Origin of the sequence: Bradyrhizobium quebecense, from assembly GCF_013373795.3 — a bacterium.
In the GTDB taxonomy this organism is placed as follows: domain Bacteria; phylum Pseudomonadota; class Alphaproteobacteria; order Rhizobiales; family Xanthobacteraceae; genus Bradyrhizobium; species Bradyrhizobium quebecense.
The window spans coordinates 4165763-4185711 of the sequence record NZ_CP088022.1 but is presented as its reverse complement, the minus strand read 5'-3'; the positions used below and the strand labels follow the sequence as shown (position 1 = coordinate 4185711).

General features: G+C 65.1%; 18 protein-coding genes. 11 read left to right on the top strand and 7 right to left on the bottom strand.

What is annotated here, in order from left to right; translation table 11 throughout:
• Positions 1-5: 5 nt before the first annotated feature.
• Positions 6-1208, bottom strand: coding sequence for an ABC transporter substrate-binding protein (locus tag HU230_RS20350; protein WP_420840880.1), 1203 nt, complete (start codon positions 1206-1208; stop codon positions 6-8).
• A 357-nt stretch (positions 1209-1565) separates the two neighbouring features.
• Here HU230_RS20350 and HU230_RS20345 point away from each other — a divergent pair, with 357 nt between their 5' ends.
• Entirely contained in the window at positions 1566-2495 is a 930-nt protein-coding gene (locus HU230_RS20345; protein ID WP_176530152.1) for an aspartyl/asparaginyl beta-hydroxylase domain-containing protein, read from the top strand.
• A gap of 88 nt (positions 2496-2583) precedes the next feature.
• On the opposite strand, the gene HU230_RS20340 is transcribed toward HU230_RS20345, so the two are convergent.
• On the bottom strand, positions 2584-2739 hold the full coding sequence (locus HU230_RS20340; protein ID WP_173637640.1) for a hypothetical protein: 156 nt from the start codon (positions 2737-2739) through the stop codon (positions 2584-2586).
• A gap of 456 nt (positions 2740-3195) precedes the next feature.
• On the opposite strand from HU230_RS20340, the gene HU230_RS20335 reads away from it, so the two are divergent.
• The 3 genes from HU230_RS20335 (at position 3196) to HU230_RS20325 (ending at position 6828) form a co-directional block, all read left to right on the top strand.
• Positions 3196-4893, top strand: a complete 1698-nt coding sequence (locus HU230_RS20335; RefSeq protein ID WP_176530153.1) for an NAD-dependent malic enzyme — start codon at positions 3196-3198, stop codon at positions 4891-4893.
• Positions 4894-5091: 198 nt separating this feature from the next.
• Complete coding sequence (locus HU230_RS20330) at positions 5092-6432, top strand: MFS transporter (protein WP_176530154.1); 1341 nt, start codon at positions 5092-5094, stop codon at positions 6430-6432.
• 18 nt (positions 6433-6450) lie between these two features.
• The gene (locus HU230_RS20325; protein ID WP_176530155.1) at positions 6451-6828 is read left to right on the top strand and encodes an SPW repeat protein; all 378 of its coding nucleotides are present in this window, start codon (positions 6451-6453) and stop codon (positions 6826-6828) included.
• 3 nt (positions 6829-6831) lie between these two features.
• Here HU230_RS20325 and HU230_RS20320 read toward each other — a convergent pair whose 3' ends face one another.
• Positions 6832-7044, bottom strand: coding sequence for a hypothetical protein (locus tag HU230_RS20320; protein WP_176530156.1), 213 nt, complete (start codon positions 7042-7044; stop codon positions 6832-6834).
• 267 nt (positions 7045-7311) lie between these two features.
• Between HU230_RS20320 and HU230_RS20315 the strand changes: the two genes are divergently transcribed.
• Together HU230_RS20315 and HU230_RS20310 are read left to right on the top strand one after the other, a co-directional pair.
• Complete coding sequence (locus tag HU230_RS20315) at positions 7312-7545, top strand: hypothetical protein (protein WP_176530157.1); 234 nt, start codon at positions 7312-7314, stop codon at positions 7543-7545.
• A 179-nt stretch (positions 7546-7724) separates the two neighbouring features.
• The gene (locus HU230_RS20310) at positions 7725-7991 is read left to right on the top strand and encodes a hypothetical protein (protein WP_176530158.1); all 267 of its coding nucleotides are present in this window, start codon (positions 7725-7727) and stop codon (positions 7989-7991) included.
• 131 nt (positions 7992-8122) lie between these two features.
• On the opposite strand, the gene HU230_RS20305 is transcribed toward HU230_RS20310, so the two are convergent.
• The 3 genes from HU230_RS20305 to galE form a co-directional block, all read right to left on the bottom strand.
• Positions 8123-8824: a fumarylacetoacetate hydrolase family protein gene (locus tag HU230_RS20305; RefSeq protein WP_176530159.1), complete on the bottom strand. Its 702-nt coding sequence runs from the start codon at positions 8822-8824 to the stop codon at positions 8123-8125.
• Between the two features lie 36 nt (positions 8825-8860).
• Positions 8861-10672, bottom strand: a complete 1812-nt coding sequence (locus HU230_RS20300) for an ABC transporter ATP-binding protein (protein ID WP_176530160.1) — start codon at positions 10670-10672, stop codon at positions 8861-8863.
• A gap of 108 nt (positions 10673-10780) precedes the next feature.
• Positions 10781-11794: a UDP-glucose 4-epimerase GalE gene (gene galE / locus HU230_RS20295; RefSeq protein WP_176530161.1), complete on the bottom strand. Its 1014-nt coding sequence runs from the start codon at positions 11792-11794 to the stop codon at positions 10781-10783.
• Between the two features lie 137 nt (positions 11795-11931).
• On the opposite strand from galE, the gene HU230_RS20290 reads away from it, so the two are divergent.
• A complete protein-coding gene (locus HU230_RS20290; RefSeq protein WP_176534942.1) occupies positions 11932-12972 on the top strand; it encodes a glycosyltransferase family 4 protein in 1041 nt (346 codons plus the stop codon).
• On the opposite strand, the gene waaF is transcribed toward HU230_RS20290, so the two are convergent.
• Positions 12954-14018, bottom strand: coding sequence for a lipopolysaccharide heptosyltransferase II (gene waaF, locus HU230_RS20285; RefSeq protein WP_176530162.1), 1065 nt, complete (start codon positions 14016-14018; stop codon positions 12954-12956). The two genes, HU230_RS20290 and waaF, sit on opposite strands and share 19 nt — an antisense overlap.
• Positions 14019-14153: 135 nt before the next feature.
• Here waaF and rfaD point away from each other — a divergent pair, with 135 nt between their 5' ends.
• From rfaD to HU230_RS20265, 4 genes are all read left to right on the top strand, one after another.
• Positions 14154-15134, top strand: coding sequence for an ADP-glyceromanno-heptose 6-epimerase (gene rfaD, locus HU230_RS20280; protein WP_176530163.1), 981 nt, complete (start codon positions 14154-14156; stop codon positions 15132-15134).
• An 18-nt stretch (positions 15135-15152) separates the two neighbouring features.
• Positions 15153-16625 carry a D-glycero-beta-D-manno-heptose-7-phosphate kinase gene (gene rfaE1, locus HU230_RS20275; protein ID WP_176530164.1) on the top strand — a complete coding sequence of 491 codons (1473 nt, stop codon included), beginning with the start codon at positions 15153-15155 and terminating at the stop codon, positions 16623-16625.
• 8 nt (positions 16626-16633) lie between these two features.
• Complete coding sequence (locus HU230_RS20270) at positions 16634-17914, top strand: O-antigen ligase family protein (protein WP_176530165.1); 1281 nt, start codon at positions 16634-16636, stop codon at positions 17912-17914.
• Between the two features lie 83 nt (positions 17915-17997).
• On the top strand, positions 17998-19911 hold the full coding sequence (locus tag HU230_RS20265; RefSeq protein ID WP_176530166.1) for a nucleoside-diphosphate sugar epimerase/dehydratase: 1914 nt from the start codon (positions 17998-18000) through the stop codon (positions 19909-19911).
• Positions 19912-19949 lie beyond the last annotated feature (38 nt).

The window sequence follows — 19949 nt, the reverse complement described above, 5'->3', positions numbered from 1 at the left end:
CGATCCTATTTCTTGAGCAGCGGACACTTGGACTCTGACACCGGACGATAGGCGTCCTCGCCCTTCACCGTCTTGATGATGTCGAGATAGTCCCACGGCTCCTTGGATTCCGAGGGCTTCTTCACCTTCGCCAGATACATGTCGCGGATGACGCGGCCGTCCTCGCGCAGCTTGCCGCCATGCACGAAGGTGTCCTCGATCGGCAGCTCGCGCATCTTGGCCATCACCGCCTTCGGATCATCGGTGCCGGCGGCCTGGATCGCCTTCAGATAGTGCAGCACCGAGCCGTAGACGCCGGTCTGGATCATGGTCGGCATCACGTTGGTGCGGGCGTAGAATTTCTTCGACCATGCGCGCGTCTTCTCGTCCATGTTCCAGTAGGACGCCGTCGTCATGTAGGTGCCTTGCGCGGCGTTGAGCCCGATCGCATGCACGTCGGTGTCGAACATCAGAAGGCCGACCAGCTTCTGGCCGCCCTGCACGAGGCCGAACTCGCCGGACTGCTTGATCGAATTGTCGGTGTCCTGGCCTGCATTGGCGAACGCCACCACGTCGGCCTTGGAGCTCTGCGCCTGCAGCGCAAAGGAGGAGAAGTCGGCCGTGTTGGTCGGATGCCGGACGCTGCCGAGCACCTTGCCGCCCATCTCGTTGATGAAGCGCGTCGCATCCTTCTCGAGCTGCTGGCCGAAGGCGTAGTCCGCGGTGATGAAGTACCAGGACTTGCCGCCCTCCGCGATCACGGCCGAGGCGGTGACCTTCGACAGCGCATAGGTGTCGTAGGTGAAGTGCACGGTGTTGGGGCTGCACAGCTCGTCGGTCAGCGAGCTCGCGCCGGGTCCGGACAGCAGCGCGATCTTGTTGCGCTCGCGCACCATGTTGTGCACGGCGATCGCAATCCCGGAGTTCGGGATGTCGACGACGGCGTCGACCTTGCCGTTGTCGAACCAGCCGCGCACGATCTGGACGCCGACATCGGTCTTCATCTGATGGTCGGCCGAGATGATCTCGATCGGTTTGCCGAGCACGGTGGGACCGAATTCCTCGACCGCCATCTTGGCCGCTTCGACCGAGCCCGGGCCGGAATTGTCGCGCCCCCAGCTCGACAGGTCGGTCAGCACCCCGATGCGCACGACGTCATCGGAAACCTGCGCGTGCGCGGCCGTGGTCATCGCCGCGAGAATGGCTGCCGCCAAAAAATGTCTCATCATTCCTCCCTCTGGATGTCCGCATTCTCAGGCGGAGTATCCCATGATTAGGAATTATCTAATTAGTTTGTCAATAACGAATTAGAGGTGTGGGAATGTTGCCACACGGTAGCTTCCTCGAATGAGGCGGGTGCTTCACATTTGGTGAGCATACGCTTACATGGCTCATCCGGGATGGCACCGCGACTGGGCTTCGGGCTCGCGCCAGAGTTCAGCAGCAGTGCCAAGTCACTATGAAACGGGGGAATTTCGCGGACGGCGTTGCGCTTCGCCGCCCGGGGCTAAGCCGCCCATCGAGGGTCCAGGCTGCTACGGGGCGGTGCATGGAGAGCATCGGCGGGCCGCGATCATAGACGGATCATGTTGAGACAACTCTTCGCGCCGCAGCTCGTCATCCTTTACGTGCTGGTGGCCTCCACGCTCTACGTTCACTTCCGCGGCAAGCACCGCCTGCGGTTCGCCCGCCAGCTCGGCGATCACTCGACCTACCTCGCTCCCTACAATGTGCTGATGTATGCGGGCTCCGCGGTGCCCAACACGCCGGTGATCCCGGTCGAGCAGTTTCCCGAGCTCAAGAAGCTCTCCGACAATTGGGAGACGATCCGCGACGAGGCGACGCGCCTGTTCGACGAGGGCTTCATCCGCGCCGCCGCCAAGAACAACGACTGGGGCTTCTATTCGTTCTTCAAGAGCGGCTGGAAGCGCTTCTATCTGAAATGGTACGACGACTTCCTGCCGTCGGCGCGCACGCTGTGCCCGAAGACGGTGGAGCTGCTCAACTCGATCCCGAACGTGCACGGCGCGATGTTTGCGATGCTGCCGCCCGGCGGCAAGCTCGGGGCGCATCGCGATCCCTTCGCCGGCTCGCTGCGCTATCACCTTGGCCTGGTGACGCCGAACTCCAATGCGTGCCGCATCCTGGTCGACGGCGTCGAATGCGTCTGGCGTGACGGCGAAGCCTTCATGTTCGACGAGACCTTCATCCACAGCGCCGAGAACAAGACCGACGTCAACCGCATCATCCTGTTCTGCGACGTCGAGCGCCCGATGAAGTACGGCTTCATGACAAGGATGAACCGCTGGGTCAGCCACAACATCGTCAAGGCGTCCGCCACCCAGAACGTCGACGGCGAGCATGTCGGCGCGCTGAACAAGGTGTTCGGCAAGCTCTACGAGATCCATCTCGCCAGCCGCAAGGTCAAGGCGTGGAACCGGAACGTGTACTACACGCTGAAATATTCCGTGACCGCGCTGATCCTCGGCCTGATCGTGGTGTCGGCGCTGCGGTGAAGGCAATGGCCGCGCCGGGTTGAACGCAAAAGCCCCGGATCGAACCGGGGCTTTTTGTCCGGGGCGTGAGTAGTGGGGCGCAACCGCATCAGTCGCGTTCGAAAACCTTGGCGCCGGGGTAGACGCGCCGGGCATAGGCGACGACCCACTCCCGGTCCTGGGTCTCCAGGAACGGCGTCCGGATCGTGCATGATCCGACGACGAGGTGCCACAGGCCGTTCAGCTTCTGAATGTTGACGATCATGTGAGTGTTCCTCGAACCTGCGTCCGTGTCGCTTCCCGTGATAGTGCTGCGCTTTTCGTCCCGGAGCAGTGATCCCGATCACGGATCTCGGAACACTATTTGCGCCCGCAGTCGTTGGTCGCCCGTTGAAGTGGCCGCGAGTATAGAAATCGCCCGCCATCGCTCAAACTGTACGAGCGTAAGTACAGGGCATCACAAGGAATCAGAGAGGCCATACCAAGGTATGTTGATGTCTGTCCGGAGGCGCAGCGGGAGCGCGTTGCCTCAGTCCGGACGAACACTGATGGCCGCTTGGCCGAAACTCCGCCGGGCTGATGCACTCTTCCACGAGGTCCATTTCGCGAGCCGCGACGTCGGTGCCATTCAACTTTGCGCGGCGTGGTGCCTTCGCGCTCCGATCCGTTACACGGGCGTGATAGGGTCGCATCAGGCATTTCGCATCGAGGGGACCTTGTCATGTCGGAGTCTACAGGAGCTTTCGCCACCACCGCGCTGAGCGGCTACGAGCTGTTGGCCGATCCGCAGTTGAACAAGGGCACGGCGTTCTCCGAGGCCGAGCGCGAGGCGTTCGACCTGCATGGCCTGCTGCCGCCCAATATCTTGACGCTGGACGAGCAGGTGTCGCGCCGCCTCGAGGCGTTGCGCGGCTACGAGACCGACATCGAGCGCTATGCCTTTCTGCGCGAACTGCAGGACACCAACGAGACGCTGTTCTACGCGCTGCTGGTCGGCAATCTGGAAGAGCTGTTGCCGATCGTCTACACGCCGACGGTCGGCGAGGGCTGCCAGAAATTCAGCCGGCTGTTTCGCAAGCCGCGCGGGCTGTTCCTCAGCATTCCGCACCAGCACCGGATCGACCGCATTTTCGCCCATCCGCGCTTCGATCACGTCGAGGCGATCGTCGTCACCGACGGCGAGCGCATCCTCGGTCTCGGCGACCAGGGCGCCGGCGGCATGGGCATCCCGATCGGCAAGCTTTCGCTCTACACCGGCTGCGGCGGCCTGCACCCGGCAACGACCTTGCCGATCCTGCTCGACGTCGGCACCGACAATCCCGACTGCCTGGTCGACCCGCTCTATATCGGCTGGCGCAACGAGCGCGTCCGCGGTCAGGCCTATGACGACTTCATCGAGGCGTTCGTCTCGGCGGTGGTGAAGCGCTGGCCACGCGTTCTGCTGCAATGGGAGGATTTCGCCAAGAACAACGCGACGCGCATGCTCGAGCGCTATCGCGACCGGCTCCTCACCTTCAACGACGACATTCAGGGCACCGCGGCGGTGGCGACCGGCGCCTTGCTCTCCGCGATCAACGTCACCGGCGTGCCGCTGACCGAGCAGCGTGTCGCGGTGTTCGGCGCGGGCTCCGCCGGCTGCGGCATCGCCAGCCTGATCCGCGCGGCGATGATCGATGCCGGCCTGTCCGAGAGCGAGGCGGCGAAGCGCTTCTTCATGGTCGACCGCGACGGACTGCTGCTCGAGGGCATGAGCGGGCTCGCCCCGTTCCAGTTGCCGTTTGTCCAGAGCAAGCAGGCGATCGCGGGCTGGCAGCTCAACCATCCCGACAAGATCGCGCTGCTCGACGTCGTGCGCAACGCGAGGCCGACCGTGCTGATCGGCGTCTCGGGCCAGGCCGGCGCGTTCTCCGAACCGATCGTCCGCGCGATGGCCGAGTGCAACAAGCGGCCGGTGATCTTCCCGCTGTCGAACCCGACCTCGCGCGAGGAAGCGACGCCTTCCGATATCGAAGCCTGGACCGAGGGGCGGGCACTGATCGGCGTCGGCAGTCCGTTCCCGCCGATCACGCGCGACGGCGCGCGCTTCAAGGTCGACCAGACCAACAACTCCTACATCTTCCCGGGCGTCGGTGTCGGCGCGCTCGCGGTCGGCGCCAGCCGGGTCAGCGACGGGATGTTCATGGCCGCCGCCAAGGCGCTGGCCAGCGTCTCGCCGGCCCGCAATAACCCGAAGCACAATCTGCTGCCGCCGGTCAGCGCGCTGCGCGATGTCTCGCTGACGGTGGCGCTGGCGGTCGCGCTGCAGGCGCACAAGGAAGGGCTCGCCAAGGATATTCCGATCGACCAGGTCGAGGCCCGTATCCAGGCTAAGGTCTGGACGCCGCGCTACGTGCCGTATCGGCGCAGCGATCGGGTCTAATCAGCACGACGCATCGGCGGGGCGACCCTTCTGCACCGCCATCAGGCAGGCGCTGGCCTCGGCCGTCGTTGCGGCCGACTAAAGTTCTAGGCTCTGCGTTCCATTCTGTTGGAACCTTCGCTGCCGCCATGTCGTTCGTACTCAAACGACCCAAACGGTCAAAATCCGTCCGGGGGCTTGTCCGAGGGAGATGCTCCCATGACGACACTTGGCCTCGACTCGACCCAACTCACGCCATCCGAGCATCAGCTCCAGCTGCGCCGCGCGGTGATCGCCTCCACGATCGGGACCGCGATCGAGTGGTATGACTTCTTCCTCTACAGCACCGTCACCGGGCTGGTTTTCGCAAAACTGTTCTTTCCGCATTCCGATCCCTGGGTCGGCACGCTGGAAGCCTTCGCCATCTACGCGGTCGGCTTCGTCGCGCGGCCGATCGGCGCCGCGATCTTCGGGCACTATGGCGACCGCATCGGCCGCAAGTCGACGCTGATCGCGACGCTGCTCCTGATGGGACTGGCGACCGCGGCGGTCGCATTGGTGCCGACCTATTCCAGCATCGGCATCTGGGGCGCCGTGATCCTCACCGTGCTGCGTTTCATCCAGGGTGTCGGCGTCGGCGGCGAATGGGGCGGCTCGGTGCTGATGTCGATGGAATGGGCGCGCAACGATCGCTCCCGCGGCCTGATCGCGTCATGGCCGCAATTCGGCGTGCCTTGCGGGCTGTTCCTCGCCAATCTTGCCGTGCTGGCCTTCAGCCAGATGTCGGGCGACCAGTTCCTGGCATGGGGCTGGCGCGTCCCGTTTGCGCTCAGCATCATTCTGGTCGGCGTCGGCCTCTACATCCGGCTCGGCATTCTCGAAACGCCGGTCTTCGCCAAGCTGGTGGCCGAGCGTCAGCTCGACCGCACGCCGATGCTGACGGTGATCAGGGACCATCCGAAGGAGATCGTGCTGTCCGCCTTCGCGCGCATGTCCGAGCAGGCGCCGTTCTACATCTTCACCGCCTTCGTCTTCTCCTACGGCATTGGAACGCTGCACGTTTCGCGCGACTTCCTGTTGACCGCGGTGCTCGCGGCCTCGGTGCTGTCGTTCGTCTCGATCCCGCTGTGCGGGCATATCTCCGATCAGATCGGCCGCAAGAACATGTACATGATCGGCGCTGCCGTGACCGGCGTGTTCGGCTTCATCTATTTCGCGATGCTCAACACCGGATCGGCAACGATCGTCTTCCTCGCGATCTTCCTGTCGCTGATTCCGCACGACATGCAGTACGGCCCGCAGGCCGCCCTGATCGCCGAGAGCTTTACAGGCCGCCTGCGCTACAGTGGCGCCTCGCTCGGCTATCAGCTCGCTTCCGTGATCGCCGGCGGTCCGGCACCGCTGATCGCGACCTGGCTGTTCGGCACGTTCCACTCGGCGACCGCGATCGCGGCCTATATCGCGGCTTGCGCGGTCATCACGCTGGTCGCGACCGCGCTCATGACCGACTACACCGGCCGGGACATCAACGCGCCGGACGCGCATCAGCAGCGGGCTTGAGGAGCAAGGGAGCAATCGATGACGAAATGGCGAAAAGAATCGGCGCTCGATCTCTATAACCTCGCAGCAGCGATATTCCTGCTCGCGGCACCGTGGCTGTTCGTGCATGCCAACCCGACGGCGGCGATCGATCTGAGGATCAGCGGTGCGGCGATCGCGGTCATGTCGCTGGCGGCGATCGTCGCGTTCTCGATCTGGGAGGAATGGATCAATCTGTTGATCGGATGCTGGCTGATCGCCTCGCCCTGGCTGCTCGGCTTCACGCACACCCGCGCGATGTATTTTGCCATCGCCGCGGGTGCGGTGGTCGCATTCATGGCGCTGCTCGAGCTGTGGCTCGAGTACGAGAAGACGCATCTTGGTCCGGCCGCAGCGCAGGACGCAGGAGAGCATTAGAAGCTAGCAGCCGCGGCAAATGCCCTTGATCTTGCGGTCGACGATCGCGTCCTCCTGATCGATGATCTGCTGTGATGCCGACGCCGCTGCCGGAATATCGGCGGCACGCGGCTGGCGATGACCGACCGGCGCCGACCATGGCCGCGTCGCGGTTTCATTTGAGGCAAATGCACTGGGCTCGTGGACCGTCGCCTGTGCGAAGCAAGAGGTAGCCATGGTCGCGGACAGAATTGCAGCCAGGCCAAGTTGTCTGCCAGGTCGTCGAAGATCGCTCATGAGAATCTCCATACCGTCATCGCCGCGTTCGTGCGCGGCCTTGATGAAATGGAGTGCCTCTCGCGTTCCCGTATTCCCCGGTCCGTCTGATGTGATCGGGCGCTCGCGGTTCGGTGATCACGCGTGATGAAATAATTTCCCGGCGTCCACAGTCATGGGTCATAGGAGCCGAGCTTGGTCGGCTTCATCCACGTGCGGAGAAACCCGATGACCAAATTGACCTTCGTGACGCTTGCTCTGGTTGCGGCAGCTGCGTTCTCGGCTCAGGCCTCGGCCGCCAGCAACAATGCTGCGGTGCGGCGCGCCCATGCTTCGATGACGACGACAACGACGACACCGGTCAGCAGCAAGACGACCGATTGCGTGCGCGCGCCGAACGTCGGATCGTTCGCAACCGCGCCCTTCACCGAGCCGCCCTGCATGCCCGGCACGATGCGCTGACCACGCGCAGCGGAAAGCTCCGGACCCCTGGTCCGGGGCTTCCCGGGCGATGCGATGTCGCCGGGAAGTGGCCGTGGAATGGGCGTGACCCACCTCACAGCAGGGCCAGCCCGATCGTGCGAAGCGTGCGGCGTCGGAGCTGGCGCATGGTGCCCGGCCCGAGTTCAAGGAGACGTCGCATGACACGCAATTCGCTTCTTGCCTTCGCTGCCGTTGTCGCGTTCGGCGTTACCGCGCTGAGCTCTGCGCATGCCGGCGGACTTCACATGGCGCCGCCGAAGAATGTCGGCGCGAAACTGCCCCCGGGCGGTTCGGGCGGTCCGCATCGCCAGCCGGTCGATCCGCCGCCCTATCTCGGAACTGGTTACAGCGGTGACAGTGCCGGTGGCAGCGGAGGTGGCGGATATCTCGGCGACCCCAACCATCCCGGCCACGAGCAATTCTGATCTCGACGACTGCGCTGCGCCTGCGGACGGCCGCTCGTTACGGCGACAAACGCCGGCATTGCTCACCACAGATGAAAACGGCCCCGAACCAGGTTCGGGGCCGCGGTCTGCTGGTGGATCGGATCCGGAGTCTACTCCGGCTTGCCGATCGATACCTTCAGCGTGCCGACGCCGTCGACGCCGCATTCGAGCTTGTCGCCCACCTGCAGCTGCGACACGCCGGCGGGCGTGCCGGTCATGATGATGTCGCCGGCGGCGAGCTTCACCTGCTGCGAGAGCTGCCAGATGATCTCAGGCACGTTCCAGATCAATTCGGTGAGGTCGCCCTTCTGCGCTTCCTTGCCGTTGACGGTGAGCCAGATCTTGCCGCTGGAGGGGTGGCCGATCTTCGAGGTCGGCTGGATCGCGGAGCAGGGCGCTGAATAGTCGAACGACTTGCCGATCTCCCAGGGCCGCTCCTTCTTGCGCGAGGCGATCTGCAGGTCGCGGCGGGTCAGGTCGATGCCAACGGCATAGCCGTAGACATGCTCGAGCGCCTTGTCGGCGGGAATGTTGAGCCCGCCGCTCTTCATCGCCACCACCAGCTCGACCTCGTGATGCAGGTCCTTGGTCAGCGGCGGATAGGGGATCGTCGCACCGTCGGGCACCAGCATGTCGGCATGCTTGCCGAAGAAGAACGGCGGCGCACGCTCGTCATTGCCCATCTCCCTGATATGCTCGAGGTAGTTGCGGCCGACGCACCAGATCCGGCGGACCGGATAGGTGCCGGATTCGCCGACGACGGGGAGCGAGGGCTGCGAGGGAAGCGGAATGACGGTGGAGGCGGCGTTCATGTGGGTCTCGCTGCTCTTGGGGTGGATTTGATCGGTCTAGCCGGTGGCGCTGATCGGCGCCAATGCCAGCGGCGACGGGTCGTGGTGATGCTGCAGGCGGAAGAACGAGGCGTAGCGGCCGCCGCGGCGCAGCAGATCCTCGTGACGCCCGCGCTCGACGATCTCGCCGCCCTCGACCACCAGGATCGCATCGGCGTGCATGATGGTGTGCAGGCGGTGCGCGATCACGATCGTGGTGCGGCCCTGGCAGAGATGCTCGATCGCCTCCTGCACCTGCTTCTCGGACTCCGAGTCGAGCGCGGCGGTGGCCTCGTCGAGCAGGATGATCGGCGCGTTCTTGACCAGCGCGCGGGCGACCGCAATGCGCTGGCGTTGTCCGCCGGACAGTTGCGTGCCGTGCTCGCCGACCGGGGTGTCGTAGCCGAGCGGGAAGCTCATGATGAAGTCGTGCGCACAAGCGGCCTTGGCGGCGTCGACGATCTCAGCCTCGGTGGCGCCCGGCTTGCCGAACGCGATGTTGGCGCGGATGGTGTCGCGGAACAGATAGACGTCCTGGCCGACATAGGCGGTCTGCCGGCGCAGCGACTTGCGCGAGACTGACAGGATCGACTGTCCGTCGATCAGGATGTCGCCCTCGCGCGTCTCGTAGAAGCGCAGCAGCAGGGCGAGCACCGTCGATTTGCCGCCGCCGGAGGGGCCGACCAGCGCGGTGACCTTGCCGGGCTCGGCCATGAAGCTCAAGCGGTTCAGCACCGGCTCACCAGGGCGATAGGCGAAGCTGACATCGCGCAGTTCGATCCGCGCGTCGGAGAGTTTGAGCGCCGGCTTGTCGTCGTCGGCCTGCTCGCTTGCGGGGCTGTCGACGACTTCGAGCAGCATCCGCGCGCCGACCAGCTGGCTGTTGAGATCGATGTTGAGCCGCGCCAGACGCTTGGCCGGCTCGGTCGCCATCAGGAAGGCGGTCAGGAACGTGAAAAACTGGCCCGGCGTGGAACCGAGCGCCACCACGCTGTAGCCGCCATACATCAGGCAGCCGGCGACCGCGAAGCCGCCGAGCATCTCCATCAGCGGGTTGGAGCGGTTGGCGACATGCGCCATCTTGTTGGCATTGCGCTCGACGATCGCGATGTTCTCGTCGATCCGCTGCTGCATGGTGCCTTCCAGCGTGAAGGCCTTCACGGTGCGGATGCCCTGCAGCGATTCCTGCATCGTCTCCATGATGTCGGCGGTGCCGGTGAACTGGTTGTAGGCGAGGCCCTTGATCCGCTTCACCAGCTTGCGCAGCACCAGCATCGCCGGCGGCACCGCCACGAGCCCGATGAACGACATCAGCGGGTCCTGCCAGACCATGACGGCGACCATGCTGATCAGCATCAGGAGGTCGCGGCCGATCGCATTGACCAGCATGTTGAGCACGTCGGTGATCGACTTGGCGCCGGCGGTGAGCCGCGCCAGGAATTCCGACGAGTGCCGCTGCGAGAAGAAGCCGATGCTTTCGCTCATCAGCTTGGCGAACAATTGCCGCTGGTTCCGCGCCAGGATGGCGTTGCTGATCTTCGACAGGATCACCATGTGGCCGTAGGTCGCCACGCCCTTGATGAACAGCAGCACCACCGTGACCCCGGCAAACATCGCGATGCCGGGGATGTTCTTGTCGACATAGGCCTGGTTGATCACCTGGCCGAGCACGTAAGTGGCGCCGGCTGTCGAGCCGGCCGCAACGGCCATCAGGGCGAACGCCGTCAGGTAGCGCCGCCAGTAGGTGATCCCCTGTTCCGTGACCAGGCGGCGAATCAGGATCGCCGCGCCATAGGGATCGTCGGTAATTTTCTTTGGAAACTGAGCCATCCGCGTTCCATTGACGGCGGGCAGCGCCGGCCGTCAGGGTTGCGGACCTCCTTGCCCGCTTGGCGGGGCTTTTTCAAGTACAATAACAGCTTGATAACGGCTTGATTTTTAGGCCGATTCTGCCTGTCGCGCGGCGCCCCCGCGCTCCCGGAACAACTTCTCCTCCCAGGCCAGCGCGTGGCTCGCGATGGTCTCGAGATCGTCGTAGCGCGGGGTCCAGTCGAGCAGCGAGCGGATCCGGGTCGTATCGGCCACCATGGTCACGATGTCGCCGGGCCGGCGCGCGGCATAGGCGACCGCGAAATTGCGCATCGAGACCCGGCGCACCGCCTCGATGGTCTCGAGCACGGAATAGCCGCGGCCGTAACCGCAGTTCATCGTCACCGATTGCCCGCCGGCGCGTAGATAGGACAGTGCCGAGCGATGCGCCTCGACGAGGTCGCTGACATGGATGAAGTCGCGCACGCAGCTGCCGTCCTGGGTCGGATAGTCGGTGCCGAACACGTCGATCTTGGCGCGCTGGCCGGTCGCGGCCTCGACCGCGATCTTGAGCAGATGGGTGGCGCCGATGGTGGCAAGACCGACGCGGCCCTTCGGGTCGGCGCCGGCGACATTGAAGTAGCGCAGCACGACGTAGCTCATGCCATGGGCGGAGGCGACATCGTGCAGCATGATCTCGGTCATCAGCTTTGACGAGCCGTAGGGCGACAGCGGACGTGTCGGCGCGATCTCCTGCACCGGCACCTGGTCCGGATTGCCGTAGACGGCCGCGGTCGAGGAGAAGATGAAGCGGCTGACGCCGCCCTTCACCGCCGCGTTGAGCAGGCTGCGCGTCGTCATGGTGTTGTTGCGGTAGTAGCCGAGCGGATCGCGCATCGAGTCCGGCACCACGACCGAGCCGGCGAAATGGATGATGCTGTCGATGCCGTGCTGTGCGATCACGCCCTCGACGAGGTTCTCGTCGCCGGCGTCACCGATGAACAGCGGAACACCTTCGGGCAGGAACGCGGAGAAGCCGGTGGAAAGATTGTCGACGACGACGACGCTCTCGCCGGCATCGACCAGCGCATGAACCATGTGACTTCCGATATAGCCGGCACCGCCGGTCACGAGCACGGTCATGGATAGAGCTCTCCCGATATCTTCAACGGACGATGCTAGCGGGAGTGCGGTGAAGAGGGGGTTTCGCGGCGGCCGAACTGGCCACTATGCTTAATGTTGCGTATAGGAACTGGCACGAAACGGAGACTTACGTGCCGATCGAGAACACACCTGCCGGCGAGCTCGTGCTCATCGTGCCCAATCTGCACCGACGCTATTCGGGTGTCACCGCGACCAACCGCATGGTCGCACCGAAGCTTGCCAAGATGTTTCGCGCAGGCTGGCTCGGCTCGCATCGGCCGGACGGCATCGACGCGATCGGATTCGTCGATCTGATGCGGCTGTGGCGGCGCGCCCGGCCTGTGATCTGGCACGCGCGGCGCAATGACGAGATGATTGTTGGCCTACTGCTGCGCGCGCTGGGCTGGCCGCTGAAGCTGCTGTTCACGTCTGCCGCGCAGCGCCATCACACCTGGCTGACGCGCTGGCTGATCCGCAACATGGATGCGATCATCGCGACCAGCCCGCTGTCGGCCTCCTATCTGAAGCGCGACGCCATTGTGGTGATGCATGGCGTCGATACCGATCGTTACGCGCCACCGGCCGATCGCGCGAACGCCTTCGCGGAAAGCGGATTGCCGGGCCGTTATGCGATCGGCTGCTTCGGGCGGGTGCGCGCGCAGAAGGGCAGCGATGTATTCGTCGAGGCGATGTGCAGGCTGCTGCCGCGCTATCCGGATTTCACCGCCGTCATCGTCGGCGCGGTGGTGCCGGAGCAACAGGCCTTTGCCAACGAGCTGAAGCGGAAGATCGAGGCCGCCGGCCTGCAATCGCGCATCATCATCACCGGCGAACTGCCGATCGAGGATGTCGTGCGCTGGTACCAGCGGCTGACGATCTACGCCTTCACCTCGCGCAATGAAGGTTTTGGCCTGACCTTGATCGAGGCGATGTCGGCAGGCGCGGCGCTGGTGGCGGCGCGTGCGGGCGCGGCGGAGTTCGTCGTCGAGGACGGTGTCACCGGCGTGTTGACGCCGCCCGGCGATGTCGACGCGCTGGCGGCGGCACTCGAACCCCTGATGCGCGATCCGGCATCGGCCGCTTCGATGGGGGCGCGGGCACGCCAACGAGTTGTGGATAAGTTCAGCCTCGATGCGGAGGCGAACGCGATCGCTAAGGTCTATCGCGCGCTGATCTGAGCCAGCACGCGCTCGGCGATCCTGACGACGTCTTCGGGGGCGATGTCGCGCATGCAGCGATGGTCGTTCATGGTGCAGACTGTGCGCTGGCACGGCTGGCACGGCAGCTTGCTTTTGGTCTGTCGCACCGTGGCGGCGAGGCCGTTGAGGGGCGCCCAGAGATAGGGATCGGTCGGGCCGAAGATGCCCATGGTCGGGGTGCCGATCGCGGCTGCGATGTGCATCAGCCCGGAGTCGTTGGTCACAGCGACGCTGGCCGCGGCCATCGCCAGCACGCCGTTGCGCAGATCGGTGCCGGTGAGATCGCGGACCCGCGGACCGCCGACGGCCGCGATCTCCTGCGCCAGCGCCTTCTCGCCGGGGCCGCCGACCACCCAAACGTCGAAGCCGTGTTCGGCGAACAGCCGCGCGGCTTGCGGATAATAGGTCCAGCGTTTCGAGACCCCGACCGAGCCGGGTCCGAGTGCGATCGCCGGACCGGCGCCGAGGCCGTTGGCCTGCCGCCATCGGCCGACCTCGTCGGTGGGAACCCGCAGCTGCGGCACCGGCCATTCGGGCGGCCGAGGGGTGCCATCGGGCAGCGCCAGGATGGCGTTCTTGTCGATGAAGCGCGGCTGCTTCTTCTCGCCCCATCGCATGGCGTTGATCAGGCCGAACCGCGCCTCGCCGAAGAAGCCGACCCGCTCCGGGATGCCCGCCAGGGCCGGCGCAATGGCGGCCTTCCAGGTGCGCGGCAGCACCAGCGCGGTGGCGTAGTTCCGCTTCCGAAATTCGGCCGCCAGCGCCCGCTGCCGGGCCAGTGCCAACCGGCTGCGCGGCAGGTCGAACACGACGGCAGCACGGACCCCGGGCATATAATCCACCAAAGGGGCGCAAAGCCGGCTGGTCAGGAGGTCGACCGGCCGGTTGGGCCAGCGCTTGCGGAGCACCCTGACCACGGTGTGGCCGCGCACGAAATCGCCGATCCAAACATAGGGCACGACGAGGATCGGTCTGGTATCCTCGGTGTCCTGGGTTTCGATGTCCGATATTGAATCAATATTCATTTCTAAACAGGCCAAAGCCGGATCGGCGCGGCCAAGTCGGTAACCGGTTCGCGAAGTGAGGTAAAGCCATCGTTGCCTGTGGCGCGGGAGTGGGGCAAAGCTGGCGGCTGCAAAGGAATCTGGCGGGATTTCATCATGTTTCTGGTAACCGGGGGCGCCGGTTTTATCGGATCGAACGTCGTGGCCGCGTTGAATGACGCCGGGCGCAGCGACGTGGCGGTCTGCGACATTCTTGGGGACGGCGGCAAGTGGCGGAACCTGGCCAAGCGCCAGATCGCCGATTTCGTGCCGCCGGCCGAGTTGATGGCTTGGCTGCAGGGCCGGCGGCTGGATGCCGTCCTCCATCTCGGAGCGATCTCGGCGACCACCGCGACCGACGGCGATCTGGTGATCGAGACCAATTTCCGTCTCTCGATGCGGCTGCTCGACTGGTGCACCGTGACGGGAACCCCGCTGATCTATGCCTCGTCGGCGGCCACCTATGGCGACGGCGACCAGGGCTTCGACGACGACGGTTCGGTGGAGGCGTTGAAGCGTCTGCGGCCGATGAACCTGTATGGCTGGAGCAAGAACCTGTTCGACCTCGCCGTCGCCGAGCGCGCTGCGAAAGGCGAACCCCTGCCGCCGCAATGGGCGGGGCTGAAATTCTTCAACGTGTTCGGCCCGAATGAATATCACAAGGGCACGATGATGAGCGTGCTGGCGCGCCGCTTCGACGACATCAAAGCGGGCCGCGTCGTACAGCTGTTCAAGTCGCATCGCGAGGGCATCGCCGATGGCGATCAGCGCCGCGACTTCATCTATGTTGACGACGTCGTGCGGGTGATGATGTGGCTGGTCGCGACGCCGCGGGTCTCCGGCCTCTTCAATGTCGGCACCGGCAAGGCGCGCAGCTTCAAGGACCTGATCGTCTCGGCCTACGGCGCGCTCGGCCTGCACCCGAACATCCAGTATGTCGACATGCCCGAGCAGATTCGCGGCAGTTACCAATATTTCACCCAGAGCGTCGTCGATCGTCTCGGGCACGCCGGATACAATGGCGGTTTTACGCAGTTGGAAGACGCGGTCGGGGCCTATGTGAACGGCTTTCTCGATCGCGCGGATCGCTATCGCTAGAGCGGATGACGGTGACTGATGTTCGATTTTGAAGCGATCTCGCGTGCAATGTCCGGCCAGACCGTGCTCTGCGTCGGCGACCTCATGCTCGACGAGTTCGTCTATGGCGAGGTGTCGCGGATCTCGCCGGAGGCGCCGGCGCCGGTGATCGCGGTCAGACGCAGCGAGATCAACATCGGCGGCGCCGGCAACGTCGCGCGCAATATCGCCGCGCTTGGCGGCCGCTGCATCTTTGTCGGTCTGATCGGCGAGGATGCCGCCGGAACGGCGCTGACCGAGGCGCTGGCGAAGGAGGCGGGGATCGAGACCGTGCTGGTGCGCGACGCCGCGCGTCCGACCACGCGCAAGGTGCGCTTCGTCTCCGAACAATTCTCGACCCACATGCTGCGCTCCGATTGGGAGCTGGCCGCGCCGGCCGCGCCCGCTATCGAGCAGCAGCTGATCGATGCGATCCTGCCGCGCCTTGCGCGCGCCGACATCGTGCTGCTGTCCGATTACGCCAAGGGCGTGCTGACCGCGCGCGTGATCCGCAACGTGATCGACGCCGCACGCCAGGCGGGCAAGCGCGTGATCGTCGATCCGAAGAGCGCCAACCTCGCGATCTATCGCGGCGCGACCGTGTTGACGCCGAACCGGAAGGAATTCGCCGAGGCGACCCGCAGCCGCGCCGACAGCCAGGACAGCATCGCGCAGGCCGCGCCCGATGCGATGGTTCTCGCCGATTGCGAGGCGATGCTGGTGACGCAGGGCGAGCGCGGCATGACGCTGGTGACGCGGGACGGCGGTTCGATCCATGTGCCGGCGCTGCCGGTCAAGGTGCGCGATGTCTCCGGGGCCGGCGATACCGTCGCTGCGGCGCTGGCGCTGGCGCTGGCTGCTGGTGCCGACTGGGACGGCGCGCTGCGGATCGCGAGTGCCGCAGCCGCGGTTGCGGTCGGCAAGACCGGTACCGCGATCGTCAGGTCCGCCGAGTTGCGGCGAAGGATCCTGCCGCACGCCTCGCTGGCGGCCGAGGAGAAGATCGTCCCGGCCGGCGGCGATATCGACGCGTATCTCGAGGAATGGCGCAGGCAGGATCTGCGGATCGGCTTCACCAATGGCTGTTTCGACATCCTGCATCCCGGCCACGTCAAGGTGCTGACCGCCGCGCGCGGCGCCTGTGACCGCCTGATCGTCGGATTGAACAGCGACGCCTCGGTGAAGCGGCTGAAGGGCGAGGGGCGTCCGGTGCAGAACGAGCGCGCCCGGGCCGAGGTGCTGGCGGCGCTGGAAGCCGTCGACCTCGTCGCAATCTTCGAGGAGGACACGCCGATCAACCTGATCACGAAGGTGCTGCCGAGCGTGCTGGTCAAGGGCGGCGACTATACCCGCGAGCAGGTGGTCGGCCACGAGATCGTCGAGGCCGCCGGCGGCGAGGTGGTGCTGGTCGAGATCCTGCAGGGCCACAGCACGACGTCGCTGGTTGCCCGGGCCCGTGAGGGCAAGGCGTGAGCGCGAGCATGGCATCCCCGGCAGGCGCCGCGGCGTGCCCGGCCTGGCGCGATCCGGCGCGCTGGCAGATCACGACCGACGTGGTCGCGGTCCTGATTGCGCTGTCGCTGCCGTGGTCGACCTCGCTGGTCGGCATCTTCGGCGTGGTGCTGCTGATCTCGATTGCGCCGACCGTCGACCTGCGGGCGTTCTGGACGTTGCTGAAGCGGCCGATCTGCGTGGCGCCGATCGCGCTGTTTTGCCTCGCGCTCACTGGCACGCTCTGGTCGGACGCAGCCTGGGGCGCGAGATTGTACGCGGTCGGGCCGACCGCAAAGCTCTTGGTGCTTCCGGTCCTGCTCTACCACTTCCAGCGCTCGGCCCGCGGGACATGGGTGTTCGTGGCTTTCCTCGTCTCCTGCACGCTGCTGATGCTGATGTCGTGGCTGGTGCTTGCCTATCCCCATCTCGCGCTGCGGGCGCCGGCCCCCGGCGAGCAGGGCGTCTTCGTCAAGAACTACATCGACCAGAGCCAGGAATTCACGCTGTGCGCGGTCGCGCTGGCCTATCCGATCGTGATGCTGTTGCGGGCCAATCGCGTCCTGCCGGCCGTGTTGCTGACCGGGATTGCGCTCAGCCTGCTTGCCAACATGGTGTTCGTGGTGGTGTCGCGGACCGCGCTGGTGACGATTCCGATCATGTTCGCGGTATTTGCGCTGCTGCATCTGCGCTGGCGCAGCATCGCCCTGATCCTGTGTGCGGCCGGTGCGTTGTTCGTGGCGGCGTGGTACGCCTCGCCGCAACTGCGCGCGACGGCCGATTCATTCCAGCGCGACTACAAGCTCTACATGGAGCGCAACGAGCCGACGTCGCTCGGTTTGCGGCTCGAATTCTGGCGCAAATCGCTCGGCTTCTTCGCCGAGGCGCCGGTCATCGGCCACGGCACCGGAGCGACGCGGGGCCTGTTCGAGCGCGTCGCGGCCGGCGGCGTGAATCAGGCTTCCGCCGAAGTGATCGGAAACCCCCACAATCAAACGTTGAACGTCGCCGTGCAGTGGGGCATTGTGGGTGTAGCGATACTGTACGCGATGTGGCTGCTGCACCTGTTGCTGTTCCGCGGCGACGGTCTCGTCAACTGGATCGGGCTTCTCGTCGTGGTACAGAATATTTCAAGTTCGTTGTTTAATTCACACATCTTCGACTTTCATGAAGGCTGGATGTACGTGCTGGGCGTCGGCGTTGCGGGCGGCATGGCGTTGAAGGGGCGATTGGGGACGGATATGGAACCCGAGCCTCCGATCCGTCCATGATCGCTGGCAAGGGCTCCGCAGATACGCTACAGCCTGCCAATGTCCCGTCGCCAACTCCCAGTTGCCAGCAACCCGTCCGTTAGATGACGCGCCTTTCACAATTCCACCTGCGCAACTTCCTGATTCTGGCACATGACGCGCTCGCGACGACGTTTGCGTTGCTGGCGAGCTTTTATCTGCGCTTCGAGGGCAGCCTGCTTACCGATCGGCTGCCGCATTTGCTGCGCATTCTGCCCTGGTTCGTGCTGTTCAGCGTCGTGGTCAGTTATTTCTCCAATCTGACCACGGCGAAATGGCGCTTCACCTCGCTGCCGGACGCGGTGAACATCCTGCGGGTCGCCGCGGTGCTGACGCTGGCACTGGTCGTGGTGGACTACGTCTACTTCTTCACCGGAGCGAATTCGCCAAGTCCGGTGTTCCTCGGCCGGGTCACGATCATCCTGTTCTTCTTCCTTGAGGTGTTCGCGCTGAGCGCGCTGCGCCTCGGCTATCGCTATTTCCGCTATTCGCGCACGCGGCTTCATGCCCGATCCGACAATGCCGCGTCGGCGCTGCTGGTCGGACGCACGGCCGACGCGGAAGTCGTGCTGCGCGGCATCGAGAACGGCGCCATCAAGCGGCTCTGGCCGGTCGGCGTGCTCTCGCCGTCGGCCGCGGACCGCGGCCAGATGATCCGCAACATTCCCGTGGTCGGCGGCGTCGATGATATCGAAGCCGTGATTCGGGATTTCGAGAGCCGCCAGCGGCCGATCAAGCGCGTGATCATGACGCCCTCGGCCTTCGAGCCGGATGCGCATCCGGAAAGCGTGTTGATGCGCGCCAAGCGGCTCGGTCTGATGGTCAGCCGCCTGCCGTCGCTGGAGGGCGGCGATACGCCACGGCTCACCAATGTCGCGGTTGAAGACCTGCTGCTGCGCCCGAGCCAGAAGATCGACTATGCGCGGCTCGAGACGCTGGTGAAGGGCAAGTCCGTCATCGTGACCGGCGGCGGCGGCTCGATCGGCGCGGAGATCTGCGAGAGGGTCGTGACCTTCGGCGCGGCGCGTCTTTTGGTCGTGGAGAACTCGGAGCCGGCGCTCTATGCGGTCACCGAGGCGCTGTCCGCGCGCGACAGCGGCCCCGAGATCGAGGGCCGGATCGCGGACATCAGGGATCGCGAGCGCATCACGCGCCTGATGAGCGAATTCAAGCCCGACATCGTGTTCCATGCCGCGGCGCTCAAGCATGTGCCGATCCTGGAGCGCGACTGGAGCGAAGGGGTCAAGACCAACATCTTCGGCTCGGTGAACGTCGCCGACGCGGCGCGTGCCGCAGGCGCGAGCGCCATGGTGATGATCTCGACCGACAAGGCGATCGAGCCGGTGTCGATGCTGGGCCTGACCAAGCGGTTCGCCGAGATGTACTGTCAGGCGATGGATCATGACCTGATGACCGAGGCCAGGGGCAAGTCGCACATGCGGCTGATCTCGGTGCGGTTCGGCAACGTGCTGGCGTCCAACGGATCCGTGGTGCCGAAATTCAAGGCCCAGATCGAGGCCGGCGGACCGATCACGGTGACCCATCCGGACATGGTTCGTTATTTCATGACGATCCGCGAAGCCTGCGATCTCGTGATCACCGCTGCGACGCACGCGATGACGCCGGCGCGACCCGACGTCTCGGTCTATGTGCTGAACATGGGGCAGCCGGTGAAGATCGTCGATCTCGCCGAGCGGATGATCCGCCTGTCGGGCCTGCAACCGGGCGTCGACGTCGAGATCGTGTTCAGCGGCATCCGTCCCGGCGAGCGGTTGAACGAGATCCTGTTCGCAAGCCAGGAGCCGACGCTCGAAATCGGCGTCGCCGGCGTCATGGCCGCCAAGCCGAACCAGCCTCCGATGTCGACCCTGCGCAAGTGGCTCGCGGCGCTGGAAGATGCGATCGAGAGGGATGACCGCGTGACCATCCGTGCCGTTCTTCAGGACGCCGTGCCCGAGTTTGGATCGAATGCCGCCTGACCGCGCCGTCCTGCGGCCGATCAGGCAGGACCGTTTCG